This is a genomic window from Brachybacterium sp. AOP3-A1-3 (assembly GCF_052378285.1).
In the GTDB taxonomy this organism is placed as follows: domain Bacteria; phylum Actinomycetota; class Actinomycetes; order Actinomycetales; family Dermabacteraceae; genus Brachybacterium.
Genome location: NZ_JBQSXM010000001.1, coordinates 165,408 through 182,407 on the forward strand (window position 1 = coordinate 165,408; position 17,000 = coordinate 182,407).

At 70.0% G+C, this 17,000-nt stretch carries 16 protein-coding genes; 6 read left to right on the plus strand and 10 right to left on the minus strand.

What is annotated here, in order from left to right:
• The first annotated feature begins 18 nt into the window (after nucleotides 1-18).
• From ACT3T5_RS00765 to ACT3T5_RS00775, 3 genes are all read left to right on the plus strand, one after another.
• Nucleotides 19-1,323, plus strand: a complete 1,305-nt coding sequence (locus ACT3T5_RS00765; RefSeq protein WP_444576243.1) for an acetate kinase — start codon at nucleotides 19-21, stop codon at nucleotides 1,321-1,323.
• A 144-nt stretch (nucleotides 1,324-1,467) separates the two neighbouring features.
• Nucleotides 1,468-2,013 (plus strand): hypothetical protein, encoded by a 546-nt coding sequence (locus ACT3T5_RS00770; protein WP_444576245.1) that lies wholly within the window; start codon nucleotides 1,468-1,470, stop codon nucleotides 2,011-2,013.
• A 127-nt stretch (nucleotides 2,014-2,140) separates the two neighbouring features.
• On the plus strand, nucleotides 2,141-2,698 hold the full coding sequence (locus ACT3T5_RS00775) for a hypothetical protein (protein WP_444576247.1): 558 nt from the start codon (nucleotides 2,141-2,143) through the stop codon (nucleotides 2,696-2,698).
• 103 nt (nucleotides 2,699-2,801) lie between these two features.
• Here the strand turns inward: ACT3T5_RS00775 and ACT3T5_RS00780 are convergent, their stop codons facing one another.
• On the minus strand, nucleotides 2,802-3,608 hold the full coding sequence (locus ACT3T5_RS00780) for a hypothetical protein (RefSeq protein WP_444576249.1): 807 nt from the start codon (nucleotides 3,606-3,608) through the stop codon (nucleotides 2,802-2,804).
• Between the two features lie 75 nt (nucleotides 3,609-3,683).
• Nucleotides 3,684-4,223 carry a hypothetical protein gene (locus ACT3T5_RS00785; RefSeq protein ID WP_444576251.1) on the minus strand — a complete coding sequence of 180 codons (540 nt, stop codon included), beginning with the start codon at nucleotides 4,221-4,223 and terminating at the stop codon, nucleotides 3,684-3,686.
• A gap of 120 nt (nucleotides 4,224-4,343) precedes the next feature.
• Here ACT3T5_RS00785 and ACT3T5_RS00790 point away from each other — a divergent pair, with 120 nt between their 5' ends.
• A complete protein-coding gene (locus ACT3T5_RS00790; RefSeq protein ID WP_444593297.1) occupies nucleotides 4,344-4,751 on the plus strand; it encodes a hypothetical protein in 408 nt (135 codons plus the stop codon).
• 111 nt (nucleotides 4,752-4,862) lie between these two features.
• Nucleotides 4,863-5,108: a hypothetical protein gene (locus tag ACT3T5_RS00795; protein ID WP_444593298.1), complete on the plus strand. Its 246-nt coding sequence runs from the start codon at nucleotides 4,863-4,865 to the stop codon at nucleotides 5,106-5,108.
• Between the two features lie 267 nt (nucleotides 5,109-5,375).
• Here ACT3T5_RS00795 and ACT3T5_RS00800 read toward each other — a convergent pair whose 3' ends face one another.
• The 4 genes from ACT3T5_RS00800 to guaB form a co-directional block, all read right to left on the minus strand.
• Nucleotides 5,376-6,485 (minus strand): GuaB3 family IMP dehydrogenase-related protein, encoded by a 1,110-nt coding sequence (locus ACT3T5_RS00800; RefSeq protein ID WP_444593299.1) that lies wholly within the window; start codon nucleotides 6,483-6,485, stop codon nucleotides 5,376-5,378.
• 95 nt (nucleotides 6,486-6,580) lie between these two features.
• Nucleotides 6,581-7,294 (minus strand): exonuclease domain-containing protein, encoded by a 714-nt coding sequence (locus tag ACT3T5_RS00805; RefSeq protein WP_444576255.1) that lies wholly within the window; start codon nucleotides 7,292-7,294, stop codon nucleotides 6,581-6,583.
• A 126-nt stretch (nucleotides 7,295-7,420) separates the two neighbouring features.
• Nucleotides 7,421-7,861 carry a hypothetical protein gene (locus ACT3T5_RS00810; RefSeq protein ID WP_444593300.1) on the minus strand — a complete coding sequence of 147 codons (441 nt, stop codon included), beginning with the start codon at nucleotides 7,859-7,861 and terminating at the stop codon, nucleotides 7,421-7,423.
• A 247-nt stretch (nucleotides 7,862-8,108) separates the two neighbouring features.
• Entirely contained in the window at nucleotides 8,109-9,608 is a 1,500-nt protein-coding gene (gene guaB, locus ACT3T5_RS00815) for an IMP dehydrogenase (RefSeq protein ID WP_444593301.1), read from the minus strand.
• Nucleotides 9,609-9,907: 299 nt separating this feature from the next.
• Here guaB and ACT3T5_RS00820 point away from each other — a divergent pair, with 299 nt between their 5' ends.
• Nucleotides 9,908-11,566: an inorganic phosphate transporter gene (locus tag ACT3T5_RS00820; RefSeq protein WP_444593302.1), complete on the plus strand. Its 1,659-nt coding sequence runs from the start codon at nucleotides 9,908-9,910 to the stop codon at nucleotides 11,564-11,566.
• A gap of 44 nt (nucleotides 11,567-11,610) precedes the next feature.
• Here the strand turns inward: ACT3T5_RS00820 and ACT3T5_RS00825 are convergent, their stop codons facing one another.
• The 4 genes from ACT3T5_RS00825 to betT form a co-directional block, all read right to left on the minus strand.
• Nucleotides 11,611-12,423, minus strand: coding sequence for a hypothetical protein (locus tag ACT3T5_RS00825; protein ID WP_444576263.1), 813 nt, complete (start codon nucleotides 12,421-12,423; stop codon nucleotides 11,611-11,613).
• A gap of 76 nt (nucleotides 12,424-12,499) precedes the next feature.
• Nucleotides 12,500-13,399, minus strand: a complete 900-nt coding sequence (locus ACT3T5_RS00830; RefSeq protein ID WP_444576264.1) for a pseudouridine synthase — start codon at nucleotides 13,397-13,399, stop codon at nucleotides 12,500-12,502.
• Nucleotides 13,400-13,503: 104 nt separating this feature from the next.
• A complete protein-coding gene (locus ACT3T5_RS00835) occupies nucleotides 13,504-14,205 on the minus strand; it encodes a hypothetical protein (protein ID WP_444576266.1) in 702 nt (233 codons plus the stop codon).
• A gap of 156 nt (nucleotides 14,206-14,361) precedes the next feature.
• Entirely contained in the window at nucleotides 14,362-16,572 is a 2,211-nt protein-coding gene (gene betT / locus ACT3T5_RS00840) for a choline BCCT transporter BetT (RefSeq protein WP_444593303.1), read from the minus strand.
• Nucleotides 16,573-17,000 lie beyond the last annotated feature (428 nt).

A 17,000-nucleotide genomic window follows, 5' to 3' on the forward strand; every position in this document is an offset into this window, starting at 1 on the left:
GAGGAGCTGACCCACCTCATGACCGATTCCTTCCCTGTGGACTCTGCCGCCGGTACGTCCGCTGCGGCGGGCACGTCCGGTGCCGCCGGTGCTTCCGACACGTCCGGCACCGCCGATGACGCCCGCATCCTCGTGATCAACTCGGGCTCGTCGTCCTTGAAGTTCCAGCTGCTGGACCCCGTCTCGGGGATCGTCGATGCCGTCGGCATCGTCGAGCGCGTGGGCCAGGAGCAGGGCACCGCGTCCATCACCGCGGGTGAGAAGGAATCCCACTTCGCGGGGCCGGTCCCCGATCATGGCGCCGGCATGAAGATCGTCGAGTCGCTGTTCACCGATGTGGGCCTCCCGCTGGCCGACGACAACATCCGCGCCGTCGGCCACCGGGTGGTCCAGGGCGGCGCCCGCTATGCGGAGCCGGTGCTCATCGATGACCAGGTGCGCTGGGACATCGAGGACCTCGGCAAGCTCGCGCCGCTGCACAACTACGCGGCGGTCTCCGGGATCGACGGAGCGAAGGCGCTGCTCCCCGACGTCCCGCACATCGCCGTGTTCGACACCGCGTTCTTCACCGGGCTCCCCGAGGCCGCCGCGAACTACGCCCTGAACCGCGAGATCGCCGCGGAGTACAAGGTGCGTCGCTACGGTGCCCACGGCACCAGCCACCAGTACGTCTCCCGGGCCGTCTCGGAGCTCCTGGCCTCCCAGGGTCGCGACGTGAGCGGACTGCGGCAGATCGTGATGCATCTGGGCAACGGCGCCTCGGCCTCCGCCGTGCTCGGCGACCGTGCCGTGGAGACCTCCATGGGGCTGACCCCGCTCGAGGGCCTCGTGATGGGCACCCGCACCGGAGACATCGACCCGACCATCTACTTCCACCTGCACCGCCGCGCAGGCATCGGTCCCGCCGAGATCGACGACATCCTCAACAAGCGCTCCGGCATGCAGGGCATGTGCGGGATGAGCGACTTCCGCGACATCACCACGGCGGTCGAAGCGGGTGATGAGGCGGCGATCCTCGCGACCGACGTGTACGTGCACCGGCTGCGCAAGTACCTGGGCTCGTACACCTTCGTGCTCGGCGGGCTGGACGTGCTGACCTTCACCGCCGGCATCGGCGAGAACGTCCCGATGGTGCGCGAGCGCCTGCTGACGGGCCTCGAGGAGCTCGGCATCGAGCTCGACCTCGAGGCGAACGCGACCCGCAGCAAGGAGGCCCGGGTCATCTCCACGCCCGCCTCGAAGACGCTCGTGATGATCGTGCCGACGAACGAGGAGCTGTCCATCGCGCAGCAGGCCGCTGCCGTGGCCAGCGGCGACATCTGACGGGCTGAAGGCTCTCCTCCCGCGTTCTTCCCCGGATGGACAGTGCTCCTCCGCTTCCCCGGATGGGCAGTGCTCCCCATCTCGGGATCGCGGCGCTCCCCGTATCCTGCTGGGGATCGACCACACGAATTCAAGGGGGAACAGATGGCGTACCAGGCGCCCTACGGCACATACCAGGCACCGCGCAAGAAGCGTGGGCTGAAGAGGATCATCTTCGGGACCCTGGGGATCATCGCCAACGGCATCGGTCTGCTCGTGATGCCCCTCGTGGCCACGTTCGCCGTCGCACTCATCGCGGTGATGACCGCATCCCCGATCTCCCTCGGCGGGGCGACCGGCACGGTCGACGCCTCCTCGACCTCGCTGTACTACGTCTACGTCCCCACCTCCGAGCTCTCATCGGCCTCCTGCACGGTCGACGGCGGATCCGACGTCGAGTGGGATCCGGAAGCGAGCACGATGCCCGCCACGATCGACGGCACCGAGTACGAGGCGGTGGGCAGCATCCAGGTGACATCCGATCAGGAGGTCACGGTCACGTGCGACGGCGCCAGCGATGTCGCGGTCGCCGACGTCGGCATCGTGGGAACACTGGTCGGCTTCGGCGTCGGCCTGGTCATCCCGATCGGCCTCGGGTTCCTCGCGTTCGTGCTGCTGATCTGGGGGATCATCGCGCGGGTGCGGTCCTGAGCGTCGCTGGTCCCGCCACAGGGCCGGCCAGCTTCGATCTGCCGCCGGCACGACCTGCCGCCGGCATGACGAGGCTCCATCTGACAACTCCGCGCAGCCATGCGGAGCAGACGATCACGGGGGAAACATGATGTACCAGACGTCCTACGCCTATGCACCGCCGCCGCGCAGGCGCCGCGGCGTCAAGCGATTGGTGTTCGGGATACTCGGCATCCTCGCGAACGGGGTCGGGCTGTTCGTGATGCCTTTCGTCGCGGCGTTCATCGCGCTGATGATCTCCGGCATCGGCTCCATGGAGCTCACTGCACTCGACCCCGGCAGCGACTCCTTCGAGGCCTCCGCCTGGAGCTCGTACACCCTGGCCGTTCCCGCGGACGATCTCGACTCCGTCTCCTGCACGATCAACGGAACGGATGTCGACGTCGAAGCCGGCGACCGCACCTATTCGCCGGGCACCGTCGACGGTGTCGCCTACTACGAGGTGCACGAGATCATGGTGAGCTCGACCCAGGACGTCACGGTGAACTGCGAGGGCACCGACGCCGTCGCCCTGTCGGAGCTCGGATTCACGAGCACCGTCGTCAGCTTCGGCGTCGGCATCGTGCTCCCGATCATCCTCGGCCTGGTGGCGCTCGTGATGGCCATCTGGGGCCTCATCGCGCTGGTGGCGTCCTCGTCCCGCTGACCGCCCGCCGCACCGTGCTGCGGTGCGGGCATCGGCACCAGGCACCCGTCCCCGACGCCTACCGACCTGCCAACGTGCCGACGTGCCGACGTGCCGGGACGGTTCAGGACCCCGCCGGCTGATCTCTCTCGGTGGCGTCGCCGACCTCGCCCTCGGCCTCACCGGCAGCATCTGGGCCGTCTACGTGCTGTGCAGGCTCCCCGGAGTCCGGGCCGAGCGCCGAGGAGCTCGTGTAGACCGAGGTCGAGGTGTACACCGACCCGATCGATGAGTAGTCGTATCCCGAGGAGGTCGCGCCCACGGCACGGGGCGTCGTCCCGAGATCGACGTCCGCGGTCATTGCCGTGGGCGACGCCGCGGGGCGCTCCTGCTCGACAACCTCAGGCGTCCGGGCGCCGTGCTCCGAGGACGCGCTGGGGGCTTCAACCACGTTTCTCGGTGGCGAGTCAGACGCGGCGTGCGCTGCAGGCGAGGCACTCGACTCGGCGTCGTCCACATCGTCCTCCCGGTACTGCGCGTGCAGCTGCTCCCGGAGCTCCCCGCGCTTCTCCACGTCGTCCCGCAGGCCGCCGAACCGGAATTCCGGGACCACCGAGTCCCGGCCCGCCGGCCCGCGCCTCGACTCGCCACTCTTCGAGTAGCTCAGCGTCTCCCAGATCTCGGGGTCGCGGGCCTGCTGCTCGGAGTCCGACGGTTGCTGGGGAGGACTCGCCGGCGTCCCCTGGGTGGTGGTGGAGCGCTGGGAGGCGGAACTCGCAGCTGCCGCTCGCCGGGGCGCCGGCCACGAGTCCTTCCGCGTCTTGCCCGTGGGCGAGGGCCGGTCCGCGGGCTTCCGCGATTCTCCGCTGCCTAACCTGCTCACGATCGTGAAGATGACGATCACGATGATCATCAGGATGACGTACTCCATGCCCCTGCCCACTCCCCCTGCTCGTCGAGACCCGCACCGCAGACACCATGATGCTCGGCAACGGATCAGCCCGTGTCAACGGCGGAGGCGCTCGGCCTCCCGGTCGATGGCCTCGCGGCATGCCGTCTCCCAGGATTCGTGGTCGAGGATCAGCTCGTCCCGCCACGGGATCCCGAGCGCCTCAGCCATCTCCCACCGCTCACCAGAGCCCATCTCGCGCAGCGCCATGGACGGCACAGCGATCTCATCGTCGGAGGCATCGCTGCTGAAGATCGGCCCGCTGCTTCTCCCCGGTCCCGCGGGGTCCGCGGGGTCCGCGGCAGTGCTCCCTCGGCGACGGTCCGCTGCCGGGCGGCTGATCCGAGCGAGCAGGAAAGGGGCCGCGAACAGGACGAACAGCCCGATCAGCAAGCCGAGGAATCCGCTCTGCAGATCAAAGAGGAGATAGCGAAGGTCCTCCAGCACCCTGGGGCGGAGACGCAGCCCGTAGAGCGGGACGTAGGTGTACAGGGTGACCACTGCGGAGAGCAGGAACGCGAGCAGGATGATCGGGAACCGCCGCGTCGTCGGGGCCTCGCTGCGCGGAACGGGGACCTCTCCGCCGTACTCGCTCATCGGTCCTCCCCCTCGTTCTCGGGCTTCGCCGCGTCGTCCTGGGGGTCTGTCCCCAGCATCGCACGTTCCGCGCGCTCGGCGTCGTAGAGGGAGGTCGGGGTGTAGACCGACCCTGACGACGTGAACCCGCTGGACCATGAGGTGGTCGAGGTCGTCGACGAGCTGAACGGTGCGGAGGTGCTGGACGGCGTGGAGCTGCCGGACGGCGTGGAGCTGCCGGCGCCTGCGGATACCGAGGCGGTGCCTGGACCGGTCGATGCCGTCTCCGGCCACGTCGCCGATCCCTCGGAGAAGTCCCCGGACGGCGCCGCGAAATCCGCGGTGACCGAGCCCGGTGCCGAGACCGAGGCCGGTGCCGGTGCCGGTGCCGGTGCCGAAGTCGAGGCCGAAGTCGAGGCCGAAGTCGAGGCCGAAGTCGACGTCGAGGCCGAAGTCGACGTCGAGGCCGAGGCCGACGTCGAGGCCGGGCCAGCGTGCACGGCCCGGAGGAGTTCCAGGAAGGCTCGCGCACCGCCGTCGGTCTCGTAGGCAGTGCTCCACGGGATCCCGGAAGCGCTGGCCATCGACCTCAGGTCCGCGACGCTGTACCGGGCGGCGCCGCCCGCAGTAGCGCCCGACCGCTCGACGCGACCGTCCTCGGTGAACTCGACCGAGGTCTCCCGTCGCTCGTGCGTGATCCCGGCCGAGACCGAGAACCCCGAGCGCGACGTGGACCGCGGCCGGGAGGACGAGCTCGAGCGGGAGGAGGACGAGCGCGATGTGGCGGCCGACGTCGCTCCTGTGCTCCTCAGCCGCTGTTGCGTTCTCTGCCGGGCGTCGGCGATGTACCAGGGCACGAGCACGATCACGAGGGCGGAGACGAGCACCAGCGCGAGGAACGCGTGATCTCCCAACCACCACTGGAACCTGCTCGGAAGAAGTGTGCCAGGACCGTCCAGGATCGACCACACCAGCAGCTGACCGGGAGGGAAGTCGAATCGGTAGAACGGCCCGAACATCACCAGCAGGAACACCGCCGTGGCGAGCAGTCCGAGCGCCAGCACCACGGGCGGGTGGCGCGAGGTCAGACGCCGCCGGGCGTCGGTGCCGCGGGCGCTCCCCGAGTTGCTGCTCTCCGCGAACAGCATGCTCATCGCGCCACAGCCTGCGTGGTCACGCGGTGGTCACGACCTCGACCCGCTGGAACTCCTTGAGGTCCAGGTAGCCGGTGGTGGCCATCGCATGGCGCAGCGCCCCGACCAGGTTGGTGGTCCCGTCGGCCGCGATCGACGGGCCGAACAGGATCTGCTCGAGAGGTGCCACCGTGCTGACCTCGACGCGGTGGCCGCGGGTCAGGGTCGGGTGGTGCGCCTCGCTGCCCCAGTGGTGGCCACGACCAGGGGCCTCCTCGGCGCGGGCGAGGGCCGCCCCCACCATGAGACCGTCGGCGCCGCAGGCGATCGCCTTGACCAGGTCGCCGGAGCGGCCCAGGCCGCCGTCGGCGATGACGTGCACGTACCGGCCACCGGACTCGTCCATGTAGTCGCGGCGCGCGGCGGCGACATCCGCCACGGCGCTCGCGAGCGGCACGGAGATGCCGAGCGTCTCCTGGGTGGTCTGCGAGGCGCCGCCGCCGAAGCCGACGAGCACGCCGGCCGCACCGGTGCGCATGAGGTGCAGTGCGGCGGTGTAGGTCGCGCAGCCGCCCACGATGACCGGCACGTCGAGCTCGTAGATGAATCGCTTGAGGTTCAGGGGTTCGCGGCCCGTGGAGACGTGCTCCGCCGAGACGGTCGTGCCGCGGATGAAGAAGAGGTCCACCCCGGCGTCGACGACGGTCTTCCAGTGCTCCTGGGTGCGCTGCGGCGAGAGCGAACCGGCGGCGGTCACGCCGGCGTCGCGCAGCTGCTGGATGCGGTCATGGATCAGTTCGGGCTTGATCGGCTCCGCATAGATGTCGCGCATGACCTGCACGACCTCGTCGTCCGAGGCGCCGGCGACCTGGTCGAACTGCGCGGAGGGATCCTCGTACCGGGTCCACAGGCCCTCGAGGTCCAGCACACCCAGGCCGCCGGCCTCGCCGAGCTGGATCGCGGTCTCGGGGGACATCAGGGAGTCCATGGGGGCCGCGAAGATCGGGATGTCGAAGCGGTAGGCATCGACCTGCCAGGCGGTGGAGACGTCTTCAGGGTCTCGCGTACGACGGGACGGCACCACCGCCACGTCATCGAAGCTGTAGCTGCGGCGTCCCCGCTTGTTGCGGCCGATCTCGATCTCGTTCATCACACGGGCAGTCTACCGTCGGCCCGAGGTCTTCCGGGCCCGGGCTCCCGGCGCGACGCGGGGAACCGGGGACCGGCCCAGTGGCGCGCTCGGGCTCAGAGCGGCCAGCTGGTGTTGACGTCGGGCGTCTTGCCCTTCTTCTCGAGGAACTTGTTGAAGTTCTCCGCCCACGTGCGGTGCCAGCTGATCTGCTCACGGTGCAGGTCCGCGAGGGAGGACGCCGCCAGCTGCGGATGCTTCGCCACGATCGCCCGCAGCACGTCCAAGGTCGCGGAGACGTCCACGTCGGCGGTATGGAGCTGGCCGTCCTGCTCGATCCCGAAGAGCGCGAGCATGTCGGTCAGGGTGCGCTTGCCCTTGCGGTAGCGGTCCACGCCGCGATCGACCACGAGCGGGTCGACGACCGGGGCGATGTCATGGCCCAGGCGCTGGGCGAGGGTGGGCAGGCCGAGACGGGTGAGCTCGTTCTCGAGGATCGCGAGGTCGAAGCCGCCGTTGAAGGCGACCAGCGGGACGTCCTTGCGCAGGGCGTCGGCGATCATCGTGACGACCTCCTCGAGCGCCTCGGCCGCCTTCATGCCGTGCGCCCGGGCATGCTCGGTGCTGATCCCGTGGACCCGCTGGGCCGGCTCGGGGATGTCCATCTCGGGGTCGATCAGCCAGGTCGCGACGGTCTCGTTCTCGCGGCCGGGACCCACCGAGTGCACGAGGGCGACGGTGACGATCCGGTCGGAGGCCACGTTGGTTCCGGTGGTCTCGGTGTCGAATCCGAGCAGAGGGGCGTCGATCCAGGACGAGGGTGCGTTCATACGACCAGCCTAGAGGTCGGGGCCGACGCTCCACGCGCTCATCCACAGCCACGAGCCCCTCCACCGTGATGCGTCCTCGACAACGCTCCGCCGCCATGGTCCGCGCGGCGGTGGGCCGGCCGCCGCTCAGAGAAGTCCGTCGGCCCCGATCGCCATCGAGCCCATCAGCGTCAGGACGGCGAGGACCGGAGCGATCACCGCGACACCGATCGCGACGATCGCGCGGACCTGACCCGCACCCCGTGTCATGCCCACGATGCCCAGCACGATCGCCATCAGGCCGAGCACCGTCCACAGCAGGAGCGAGCCGAACGCCGCCAGCACGGCCCACTGATAGGCGACGGGGGTGTCGGTGAGGTAGTAGCCCGATGCCGTCTCCAGGGGGATCACGGTGAGTCCGACCCCCGCCATCGCCGCCACCGCGCCGAGCAGGGCGACCAGCGACAGGGCGAGCGACCAGGAGGACGCCCGAGTGCTCGAGGGCGAGGGCGAGGGCGAGGGCGAGGGCGAGGGGATGATGCGGTCCGACGACGGGGCGGGTGGGGCGGGGACGGTCTGCGAGCTCATGGGATCGAGCCTACGAACCTGGGCCCGGCACATCCCACCCGGCCGCCCCGATTCCCGCACGGGGGAAATCCCCCATAGCAGTGCTGGTCAGAGCCAGATGCCGCGGGAGAGGCCGCCAGGAGCCGGCCGTGCGGGGAGCACCTCCGGTGGGGACCAGGCCTGGCACGGGACCAGGTTCAACACGGGACCAGGTCCAACACGGGGACCAGGTCCGGTGCGGAGGCCAGTGCCGGAGCGGGGACTGGCCTCAGTGCGAGGAGTAGTTCGGGGCTTCCATGATCGCGGCCATGTCGTGCGGGTGGGACTCCTTGAGCCCGGCCGCCGTGATGCGCACGAACTGCCCGCGCTCCTTGAGCTCGGGGACGGTGTTCGCGCCGACATAGAACATCGACTGGTGCAGCCCGCCCGTGAGCTGGTGGACGACGGTGCCGAGCTGTCCCTTGTAGGAGACGCGGCCCTCGATGCCCTCGGGCACGATCTTGTCGTCGGTCGGCACGTCGGCCTGGAAGTAGCGGTCCTTGGAGAAGGACTGCTTGCCGCGCGAGGACATGGCCCCGAGCGAACCCATGCCGCGGTAGGCCTTGTACTGCTTGCCGCCGACGAGCACGACCTCGCCCGGGGACTCCTCGGTGCCGGCCAGCAGCGAGCCGACCATGACGGTGTCCGCGCCGGCCACGAGGGCCTTGGCGATGTCGCCGGAGTACTGCAGGCCGCCGTCTCCGATCAGCGGGACGCCAGCAGGGCCGCAGGCCTTGGAGGCCTCGTGGATCGCGGTCACCTGGGGGACGCCGACACCGGCGACCACGCGGGTGGTGCAGATGGAGCCCGGTCCCACACCGACCTTGACGGCGTCGGCCCCGGCGTCGACCAGCGCCTGCGCCCCGGCGCGGGTGGCGACGTTGCCGCCGATGACCTGGACACCCGCGAAGTACGGATCGTTCTTGATGGTCCGGATCATCTCGAGCGAGAGACGGGCGTGCCCGTTGGCGGTGTCGACGACGAGGACGTCGACCCCGGCCTCGCACAGCGCTCCGGCCCGCTCCAGGGAGTCGCCGAAGAAGCCGACGCCCGCGCCGACCAGCAGCCGCCCCTGGGCATCCTTGGAGGCATCGGGGAACTGCTCGGACTTCACGAAGTCCTTCACGGTGATGAGACCGGTGAGGCGGCCGTCCGCGTCGATCAGGGGCAGTCGCTCGCGCTTGTTCTTGCGCAGGAGCGCGGTCGCCTCCTCGGGGGTGACGCCCTCCGGGGCTGTGAACAGCTCGGTGGTCATGACGTCGGCGACCTTGGTGGTGCCCCACTCGGCGACGGGGATGAATCGCAGGTCGCGGTTGGTGCAGACACCGATGAGGAGATCGTTGGAGTCGACGACGGGGAGGCCGGAGACGCGGTACTGGCCGCAGACCGCGTCGAAGCCCTCGAGGGTCGCCTCCGGCCCGATGGTCACCGGGTTGGTGATGCGCCCGGTCTGGGTGCGCTTGACGAGGTCGACCTGATGGGCCTGGTCCTCGATGGAGAGGTTGCGGTGGAGGATGCCGATGCCGCCGTGGCGGGCCATGGCGATGGCCATCCGCGATTCGGTGACGGTGTCCATCGCCGCGCTGGCCAGGGGGACCTTGAGCGAGATCTCCCGCGTGAGGCGACTCGTGGTGTCCGCCTCGGAGGGGATCACGTCCGTCTCCCCGGGGAGAAGCAGGACGTCGTCGTAGGTGAGTCCGATGAAACCGAAGGGATCCGCGCTCGTCATGCACCGATGGTAGCGGCGAGCAGGCTCCGCGTGCAGACCCGCTCACGGTGGGACCGTCCCGCCGCAGGCTCATGACCTGCACGGACGCACGGCGTGTGCCGTATCACCCTGCTCGGAGACCATAAGGAGCGGCAGATCACGTCGCGCCTCATCCCTGCAGGTGCCGGGAACCGGCCCCGAAGCCTCGTCCGCGGGCGAGTCGCATCGTGATCTAGAGTGACGGCGCCCCACCCTGGGGTAGATGCCCGGTGCCGAACGCCGGACCAGCCCTGACTCCTCCACACCCCGGGAGCCCGACGATGCCCCGCACGAACGTTCAGCATCCCGCCGATCCCCCCGTCACAGGGGGCCTCCTCGGCCCTGACCGCAACTGGCACCTCAGCGCGGGAGCCGTCACCGTGGTCACCGTGGTGTCCTTCGCCATCTGGTCGTTCCTCCACACCGGCCCCGGCGTGAACCCGCTCCTGCTGATCCTCGCGATCCTCTTCGGGCTGTTCATGGCCTTCAACATCGGCGGCAACGACGTCGCCAACTCCTTCGGGACCAGCGTCGGCGCCGGCACCCTCACCATGAAGCAGGCGCTCATGGTGGCGGCCGTGTTCGAGGTCTCCGGTGCCGTGCTCGCCGGCGGCTCGGTCACGGAGACCGTGCGCAGCGGCATCGTCGACATCGACGCCATGCACGTGGATCCGCAGTCCTTCGTCTACATCATGATGTCCGCCCTGCTGGGCGCCGCGGTCTGGCTGCTGCTGGCCACGAAGATGGGCTGGCCGGTCTCGACCACGCACGCGATCATCGGCGGCATCGTCGGCGCCGCCGTCACCACCGGGATCGTCACAGGGACCGGCGGTCTGGAGATGGTCCAGTGGGGCGAGATCGGCCAGATCGCGATCTCCTGGGTCCTCTCCCCGCTCCTCGGCGGCGTCGCGTCCTTCCTCCTGTTCGGTGCCATCAAGCGCCGCATCCTGGCCCCCGCGGCCCGGGCGATCGCGCTGGGCTCGCACGGCTTCGACGATGCCGAGGACGACGACGATGACGAGGAGGACGACGACGAGGACGGCGAGCTCACGGAGGAGGACCGCCGCCACATGGCCGCCTCCGAGCGTGTGAGCGAGCTGCAGCAGGCCGCCTTCGCCGAGTCCGCCGCCCTCGACCTCACCCCGGGCAGCCCGGGTGCGGAGCTCGCCGAGTTCGCTGCCGGGCTCTCCAAGAAGAAGCGCAAGGCCGCCCGGAAGATCGAGCGCAAGGCCGCGTATCACGCGCTCGAGAAGCGGGTCCCGCCGCTCGCCGCCGGTGCCGCCATGGTGATCGCCGCGATGCTCATCTTCAAGGGGCTGAAGAACGTGGGCCTGGACCTCTCCATCGGCGGCAGCATCCTGCTGCTGATCATGGTGGGGATGGCCGTGTGGATGGCCGTCACCGTCTTCGCCCGCGCACTGAAGAAGCAGTCCATCTCCCGCGCCACGTTCATCATGTTCAGCTGGATGCAGGTGTTCACCGCCTCGGCCTTCGCCTTCAGCCACGGCGCGAACGACATCGCCAACGCGGTGGGCCCGTTCGCCGCAGTGCTCGATGTCCTGAGAACGGGCACGATCTCCGCGGAGGCCGCGGTCCCCACGGCGGTGCTCGCCGCGTTCGGCGTCGCGCTGATCTCGGGCCTGTGGTTCGTGGGTCGCAAGGTGATCGCGACGGTCGGGACCGGGCTCACCTCGATGCACCCGTCCTCCGGCTTCGCGGCCGAGCTCGCCGCCGCGGCCGTCGTCATGCTCGCCTCCGTGCTGGGACTGCCGGTCTCCTCGACGCACATCCTCATCGGCGCCGTCCTCGGCGTGGGCATCGTGAACCGCGCGGCGAACTGGAAGCTCATGCGACCGATCGCCCTCGCCTGGCTGATCACCCTTCCGGCAGCGGCCGGCATCGGCGCGGTCGTGGTGCTCATCCTGCGCGCCCTCTTCTGAGCCTGAGCAGCTCCCGCACCCACGAAGGACCAGCCCCGACCGGGCTAGACAGGATCGCCCGGTCGGGGCTTCTCCTTGCCACCGAGCACTCGTCGGACCCGATCGAACTCGTCGCGGAACGCCTTCTCGTCGTGCTCGTACTCGTCACGCCACGGCATGCCGAGACGCTCGGCGAGCTCATGGTTCGCGCGGGCGATCCGCAGCCGACGGTTCTCCCGCACGAGGACCCCGCGAGGCGGGGCCGGGCGCAGACCGGAGAGCGCCTGCAGGGCACGCAGCCCGTCGAAGGACGCCGCGTCCCAGCCGATCTCCTGGACGACCCACTGCCGGGTGGTCGGCGCCTCACGACCCCGGCTGCGGGGAGGGGCGGCCGCGGCACCGGAGGCGTCCTCGTCCCGGATGCCGATCAGGGCGATGCTCCCCCGCTCGGCCTCCCCCACCGCGTAGTCGAGCTGGCCCAGCTCCGCGCGGTCGACCGTGCGCAGACCCTTGCGCAGGGTGAGCATCCCGGAGGTCTCGTCGAGATGGACCACGCGGTGCGTGAGCAGCATCGGCACGACCCCCCACAGCGCGAACAGGGCCCACAGCAGCAGCGCCCCGAGGAGCAGCTGCACCCAGGAGGGGGCGAGGACGTGCTCGAGCAGGGCGTCGTGCCCCTCACGCAGACGACCGAAGCGCCACTGCTGGAGCCCGGCGGCGGCGAAGGGCGACAGCAGCGCGGACACCAGCGGCAGCCCGATCAGGGCGCCGGGCAGGTAGCGGGCACGGATCGTGGGGCCGACGATCACGTCCCCGCCGCGCGTGCGCCGCGGGGACGGCTCGGCGAGGGCGGCATCAGGGGGCTGCGGGTCGGTCACGGCGACAGCGTACGTCGCGCGCACTCCGCTCACTCCGGTGGCGGTGACCGGGGGCGGCGCAGGTCACCCGGTCCGGTTAGTCCTGGCCGAACACGGGCCCCCGCAGAGTCCTGCTGCTCTCGAAGCGATGCTCCGTACCGGTGACCGGGTCACGGAAGGCGAGGCGGCGCGCGAGCAGCTGGAGCGGCAGGGCCGTCGGGGCCGTCGGGTCCGCCTCCGGGGCAGCGTCCGCCGGACCGTACAGGTCGTCCCCGAGGATCGGCGCACCCCGGGAGGAGAGCTGCACGCGCAGCTGATGGGTGCGACCGGTGCGCGGGTGCAGCGTCACGTGCACGGTCCCGTCGGGCTCCTCCACCAGCTCCCCCACGCGGGTCTCGGCGTTCGGTTCCCCGGGCAGCACCTGAGTGCGCAGCTCGCCCTGCCGCTTGAGCAGGTGGTCGCGTAGAACGTCCCCCTCACGGAGGAGGCACGGACGTGCCCGCACCTGCGCCCGCGCCTCGTACACCTTGCCGACCTCGCCGAGGGCGAAGAGCTGCTGGTAGGCGGCTCGCTCCTCGGGCCGGATCCCGAAGGCGAGCACGCCGGCAGTGCGCCGGTCCAGGCGGTGCAACGGCACCAGGGTGTCGATCCCCGTGTCCCGACGCAGCCGCACCAGAGCGCTGGAGAGCACATGGGCGCCGCGCGGCATCGTCGCCATGTCGTGGGGCTTGTCGAGCACGAGCAGGTGCTCGTCGCGGTGCAGGATCGGCACCTCGACGTGCGGGACCTCCTCGTCGCGCAGCTCCCGGTGGAACCAGAGCTCATCCCCCGGGCCGACGGCCGCAGCGGCCGCCCAGGGTCTGCCCGCTGCGTCCACGACCTCCCCTCGCGCGAATCGCGCGGCAAGGTCGGTCGCCTGCGGGTCCGCGAGCGCCGGGAACCTCGCCTGCAGGGCCTCGAGGGCGGGACCCGCCGACGTCGCGTCACGCGGGATCACCCAGCGCACAGCATCCAGACCCTCCCGCTGGGGCAGCGGCGGAGGACGCCTGCGGGCCCGCTTCCGGGCGGCGCGACCTGGCCGCTCGCTCGCAGGTCGCCCGTTCACAGACCCCACACGGCGAAGGTCAGCACGTTATGGAAGACGTAGAAGGCCGCCAGCAGCAGGAGGAGCAGGTTGGGGTGGCGATCCACGAAGCTCAGCGCCTGGGGCGCCTGCTCCTGCAGATCCTTCACGGTGATCGCGTCGATGTGATCGATCGTCGCGCCCGCCTCGCGTGCCCGGTGGAGAGTCATCTCCTGGGCCCGGGGGCCGAAGAACCGGCTGGAGACCGCGAGCACCCGTCGGCCCGCGCCGTCCATCACGTACACACCGTCATAGGTGGTCCCGGAGGCGTCCAGCATCTCGGCGGGAGTGGCGCCGCGGTCGATGTCCCGCACCGCGATGACCTGCCCCACCTCGTCCCAGCGCACCTTCCGGGTGCGCCGGGCCAGGCTCCGCAGCTCGAAGCCCTCCTCGTCGATCTGCAGCCAGGCGGTGATGATGCGCAGGCAGAAGATCGCCGAGCCCGCCGCGACGAGGACCCACAGCAGCAGGGGCGTCGTGAACACGAGGTCGCGCAGCAGCGCGGGGTCGTTCCACAACCGTTGGCCCACGAAGCTGATGATCACCAGGAACTCGAGGACCACGACGAAGACGAAGCCGACACCGAGGGTGCCGAGGACGACAGGCGCTGGAGGTCCGAAGGTGCGGGTGGGCCGACTGTCGTCGTCGACCCGAGGAGTGGCGTCGGGGCTGTTGCTCACCACTCACCCTCCAAGGGTCGACGTTCCAGGACGAGCCCCATACTAAGCCTCCGAGGAGGAGAGGAACCTGTCCTCGCCGCAGGTCGGACCGCGAGTCGTGCGGCTCCGTCCCCGGGGTCGTCCCGCAGCGGTTCGGCGGCCGACCCGCACGTCCGGTCAGTCGATGACGGGGCCTCCGAGGCTCCCGTGCGTGGTCGGGGTGAGCACGCTCGCCCCGCCCACCTCGGCCGCATAGGCGAGGTACTGGATGTGGTTCTCGTACCGGTCCAGGACGTCGTTGATGATCTGCTGCCGGGACAGCCCGGTGACGTCGTAGCCCTCCGCGCCGGTCTGCGTGAACACGTCCAGGCGGGGGTAGGTCGAGCGCTCCTGGGCGACCCGGGCACCGAACGTCGGCACGGGGGTCTCCACGGGAGCGACCCGGTACATGAAGTCGCGCTCCTCCCCCATCTTGATGATCAGGGTGTTGATCGCGATACCGGTCTCGTTGTCCGTGATGGACCGGGTCTGCGCCGCGTACCCCTGCTCCTGGAACTCCTGGGAGACGTCCGCGAGCGCACCCGCGACAGTCCCGGACGCGAACTCCGTGACGGCGCGGACGTTGGGGTAGGCACGGAGGTTCGCGAGGCGCTGGCGCCAGGACTTCTCCGGGGCGAAGCCGCCGTGGACGGCGGCGTCGGCGCGACGCAGCACGCGCCCCTCACGGTCGGCCCGCTCCATCCGCAGCGCCTTCGAGAAGCTCGCCATCACCAGGTACGCCACCACGGTGACGGGCAGCCCGAAGATGAGGGTCGCGTATTCCATCGTGGTCACACCACCGGCGGTGAGCATGGCGATCGTGAGCACCGCGGTGAGGATCGCCCAGAAGATGCGCAGCCATTTGGCGCCGTCCTGGCCGGGATCCGGGATCGTGGAGGAGAAGTTCGCCATCACCAGGGCTCCGGAGTTCGCACTGGTCAGGTAGAACAGGAGCCCGGAGAGGGTGGCCAGGCCCACCAGGAATGCGGCCCCGGGGAACATCTCGAGCAGCGCGTACCAGCCCTGCTCGGGGCTGTCGACGGCCAGCTTCGCGAAGGCGCGGCTGGCCGGGGTGTCCTCGAGCACGACGGACAGGGCGCTGTTGCCGAAGATGGTGACCACGAGCAGGTCGCACAGCACCGGTGCGGTGATCGCGGCGAGCACGAACTCGCGCAGGGTGCGGCCGCGGGAGATGCGCGCCAGGAACATGCCCACGAAGGGGCCCCAGGCGAGCCAGAACGCCCAGAAGAACAAGGTGGCGCCGGCCATCCAGTCCGAGCCGCCGGGCTCGTAGGCCATGGTCTGCAGGGTGCGCTCGGGAAGGGTCGCGATGAAGCGGCCGATGTTCTCCACGATCGCGTTGAGCAGGAACGACGTCTTCCCGGTGACCAGGATGTACAGGAGCATCGCGCCAGCGCTCCAGAGGTTCAGCTCGGAGATGAGGCGGATGCCCTTGTCCACCCCGGAGGTGCACGCGGCGATGGTCATCACCACGGCGACGATCACCAGGGCGATCTGCAGGCCCAGACCCTGTGGCAGGCCGAACAGGATGGAGAAGCCGACGTTGAGCAGCACCACGCCGATCCCCATCGAGGTTGCCACGCCGAACACGGTACCCACCAGGGCGAAGATGTCGATGACGTCCCCGGCGGCACCGCGCACGCGCTTGCCGAGCAGGGGGAAGAGCGCCGCCCGGATCGACAGCGGCATGCCCCAGCGGTAGGCGAAGTAGCCCATCGCCATCCCCAGCAGCGCGTACATCGACCATCCGGCGACCCCGTAGTGGAACATCGTCCACACCACGGAGTCCTGCAGGGCGGCGGCGGATTCCGGGGCCGCATCCGGTGGGGTGAGGTAGTGGGAGATCGGCCCGGTGACCGAGTAGAAGAGCATGTCGATGCCGACGCCCGCCGCGAACAGCATCGCGACCCAGGTGAAGAGCTTGTACTCCGGGCGGGCGTGGTCGGGCCCGAGCCGCACCTTGCCCTCGGACGAGAACGCCACCCACAGCACGAAGAGGATCACGAGGCTGACCGTGACGACATAGAACCAGCCGACGTTCGCGGCGATCCAGGTGACGATCTCCAGCAGAGTGCTCTCGGCCGCCGCCGGCGCGAGGATCGCCCACAACGAGAAGGCGAGGATGATCGCCGCGGAGCTCAGGAACACCACCCAGTTGACCCGGGGACCCTTGGCACCCGAGATCTCGGCGGATCCCTTCTGGAGATCGTCGGTCCTCACCGGTGCGCGCCGCGACTCCCGCTGCTCCCGTTCCTCGCGCCGCGTGGACTGCGCACCGAGCTTCCCGCGGGCGACCTGCGCGGCCTCCCGCTCGCCGCCACGTGGCATCGGGCTGCTCCCGGGCGCGGGATCCTCGGACGAGGGTGGGGTCAGGGATGGCGTCACGCAGTTCCTCCGCTTCGGTCGTCGGCTCTCGGTGGATACCGGTTGAGCGCGCTCGACCTCGGGCCCCTCAGGGCTCCGCAGTGGATCTCGGGCGGCGTGCGGGACGTCGTCGTCCCACCGGTACCCTTCCTCCGACCGTAAGTTGATAATTCGTGCAACGCCAGCATGGCACCACCTGAGAAAGGTCACCATTGTGTGACCTGCAGGTTCAAGCATCTTTGCCGTGTTGCCACGGAGATGTTGCCATGGAGGTGCCGCCACCTCGCGCAGATTTCTTGGAGGACTCTGAAGGACTCTGAAGGACTCCGAAGGTCCGAGGGACCCCGAGGGGCCCCGAGGCCCCGAGGAAAGGCCCCCGGGAATGCCGACGG

Excerpts from the sequence above, each read along its gene's own strand:
- ACT3T5_RS00765 (WP_444576243.1), top strand. The coding sequence starts at position 19 with ATGACCGATTCCTTCCCTGTGGACTCTGCCGCCGGTACGTCCGCTGCG.
- ACT3T5_RS00770 (WP_444576245.1), top strand. The coding sequence starts at position 1,468 with ATGGCGTACCAGGCGCCCTACGGCACATACCAGGCACCGCGCAAGAAG.
- ACT3T5_RS00775 (WP_444576247.1), top strand. The coding sequence starts at position 2,141 with ATGATGTACCAGACGTCCTACGCCTATGCACCGCCGCCGCGCAGGCGC.
- ACT3T5_RS00780 (WP_444576249.1), bottom strand. The coding sequence starts at position 3,608 with ATGGAGTACGTCATCCTGATGATCATCGTGATCGTCATCTTCACGATC.
- ACT3T5_RS00785 (WP_444576251.1), bottom strand. The coding sequence starts at position 4,223 with ATGAGCGAGTACGGCGGAGAGGTCCCCGTTCCGCGCAGCGAGGCCCCG.
- ACT3T5_RS00800 (WP_444593299.1), bottom strand. The coding sequence starts at position 6,485 with ATGAACGAGATCGAGATCGGCCGCAACAAGCGGGGACGCCGCAGCTAC.
- ACT3T5_RS00805 (WP_444576255.1), bottom strand. The coding sequence starts at position 7,294 with ATGAACGCACCCTCGTCCTGGATCGACGCCCCTCTGCTCGGATTCGAC.
- ACT3T5_RS00810 (WP_444593300.1), bottom strand. The coding sequence starts at position 7,861 with ATGAGCTCGCAGACCGTCCCCGCCCCACCCGCCCCGTCGTCGGACCGC.
- guaB (WP_444593301.1), bottom strand. The coding sequence starts at position 9,608 with ATGACGAGCGCGGATCCCTTCGGTTTCATCGGACTCACCTACGACGAC.
- ACT3T5_RS00820 (WP_444593302.1), top strand. The coding sequence starts at position 9,908 with ATGCCCCGCACGAACGTTCAGCATCCCGCCGATCCCCCCGTCACAGGG.
- betT (WP_444593303.1), bottom strand. The coding sequence starts at position 16,572 with ATGCCACGTGGCGGCGAGCGGGAGGCCGCGCAGGTCGCCCGCGGGAAG.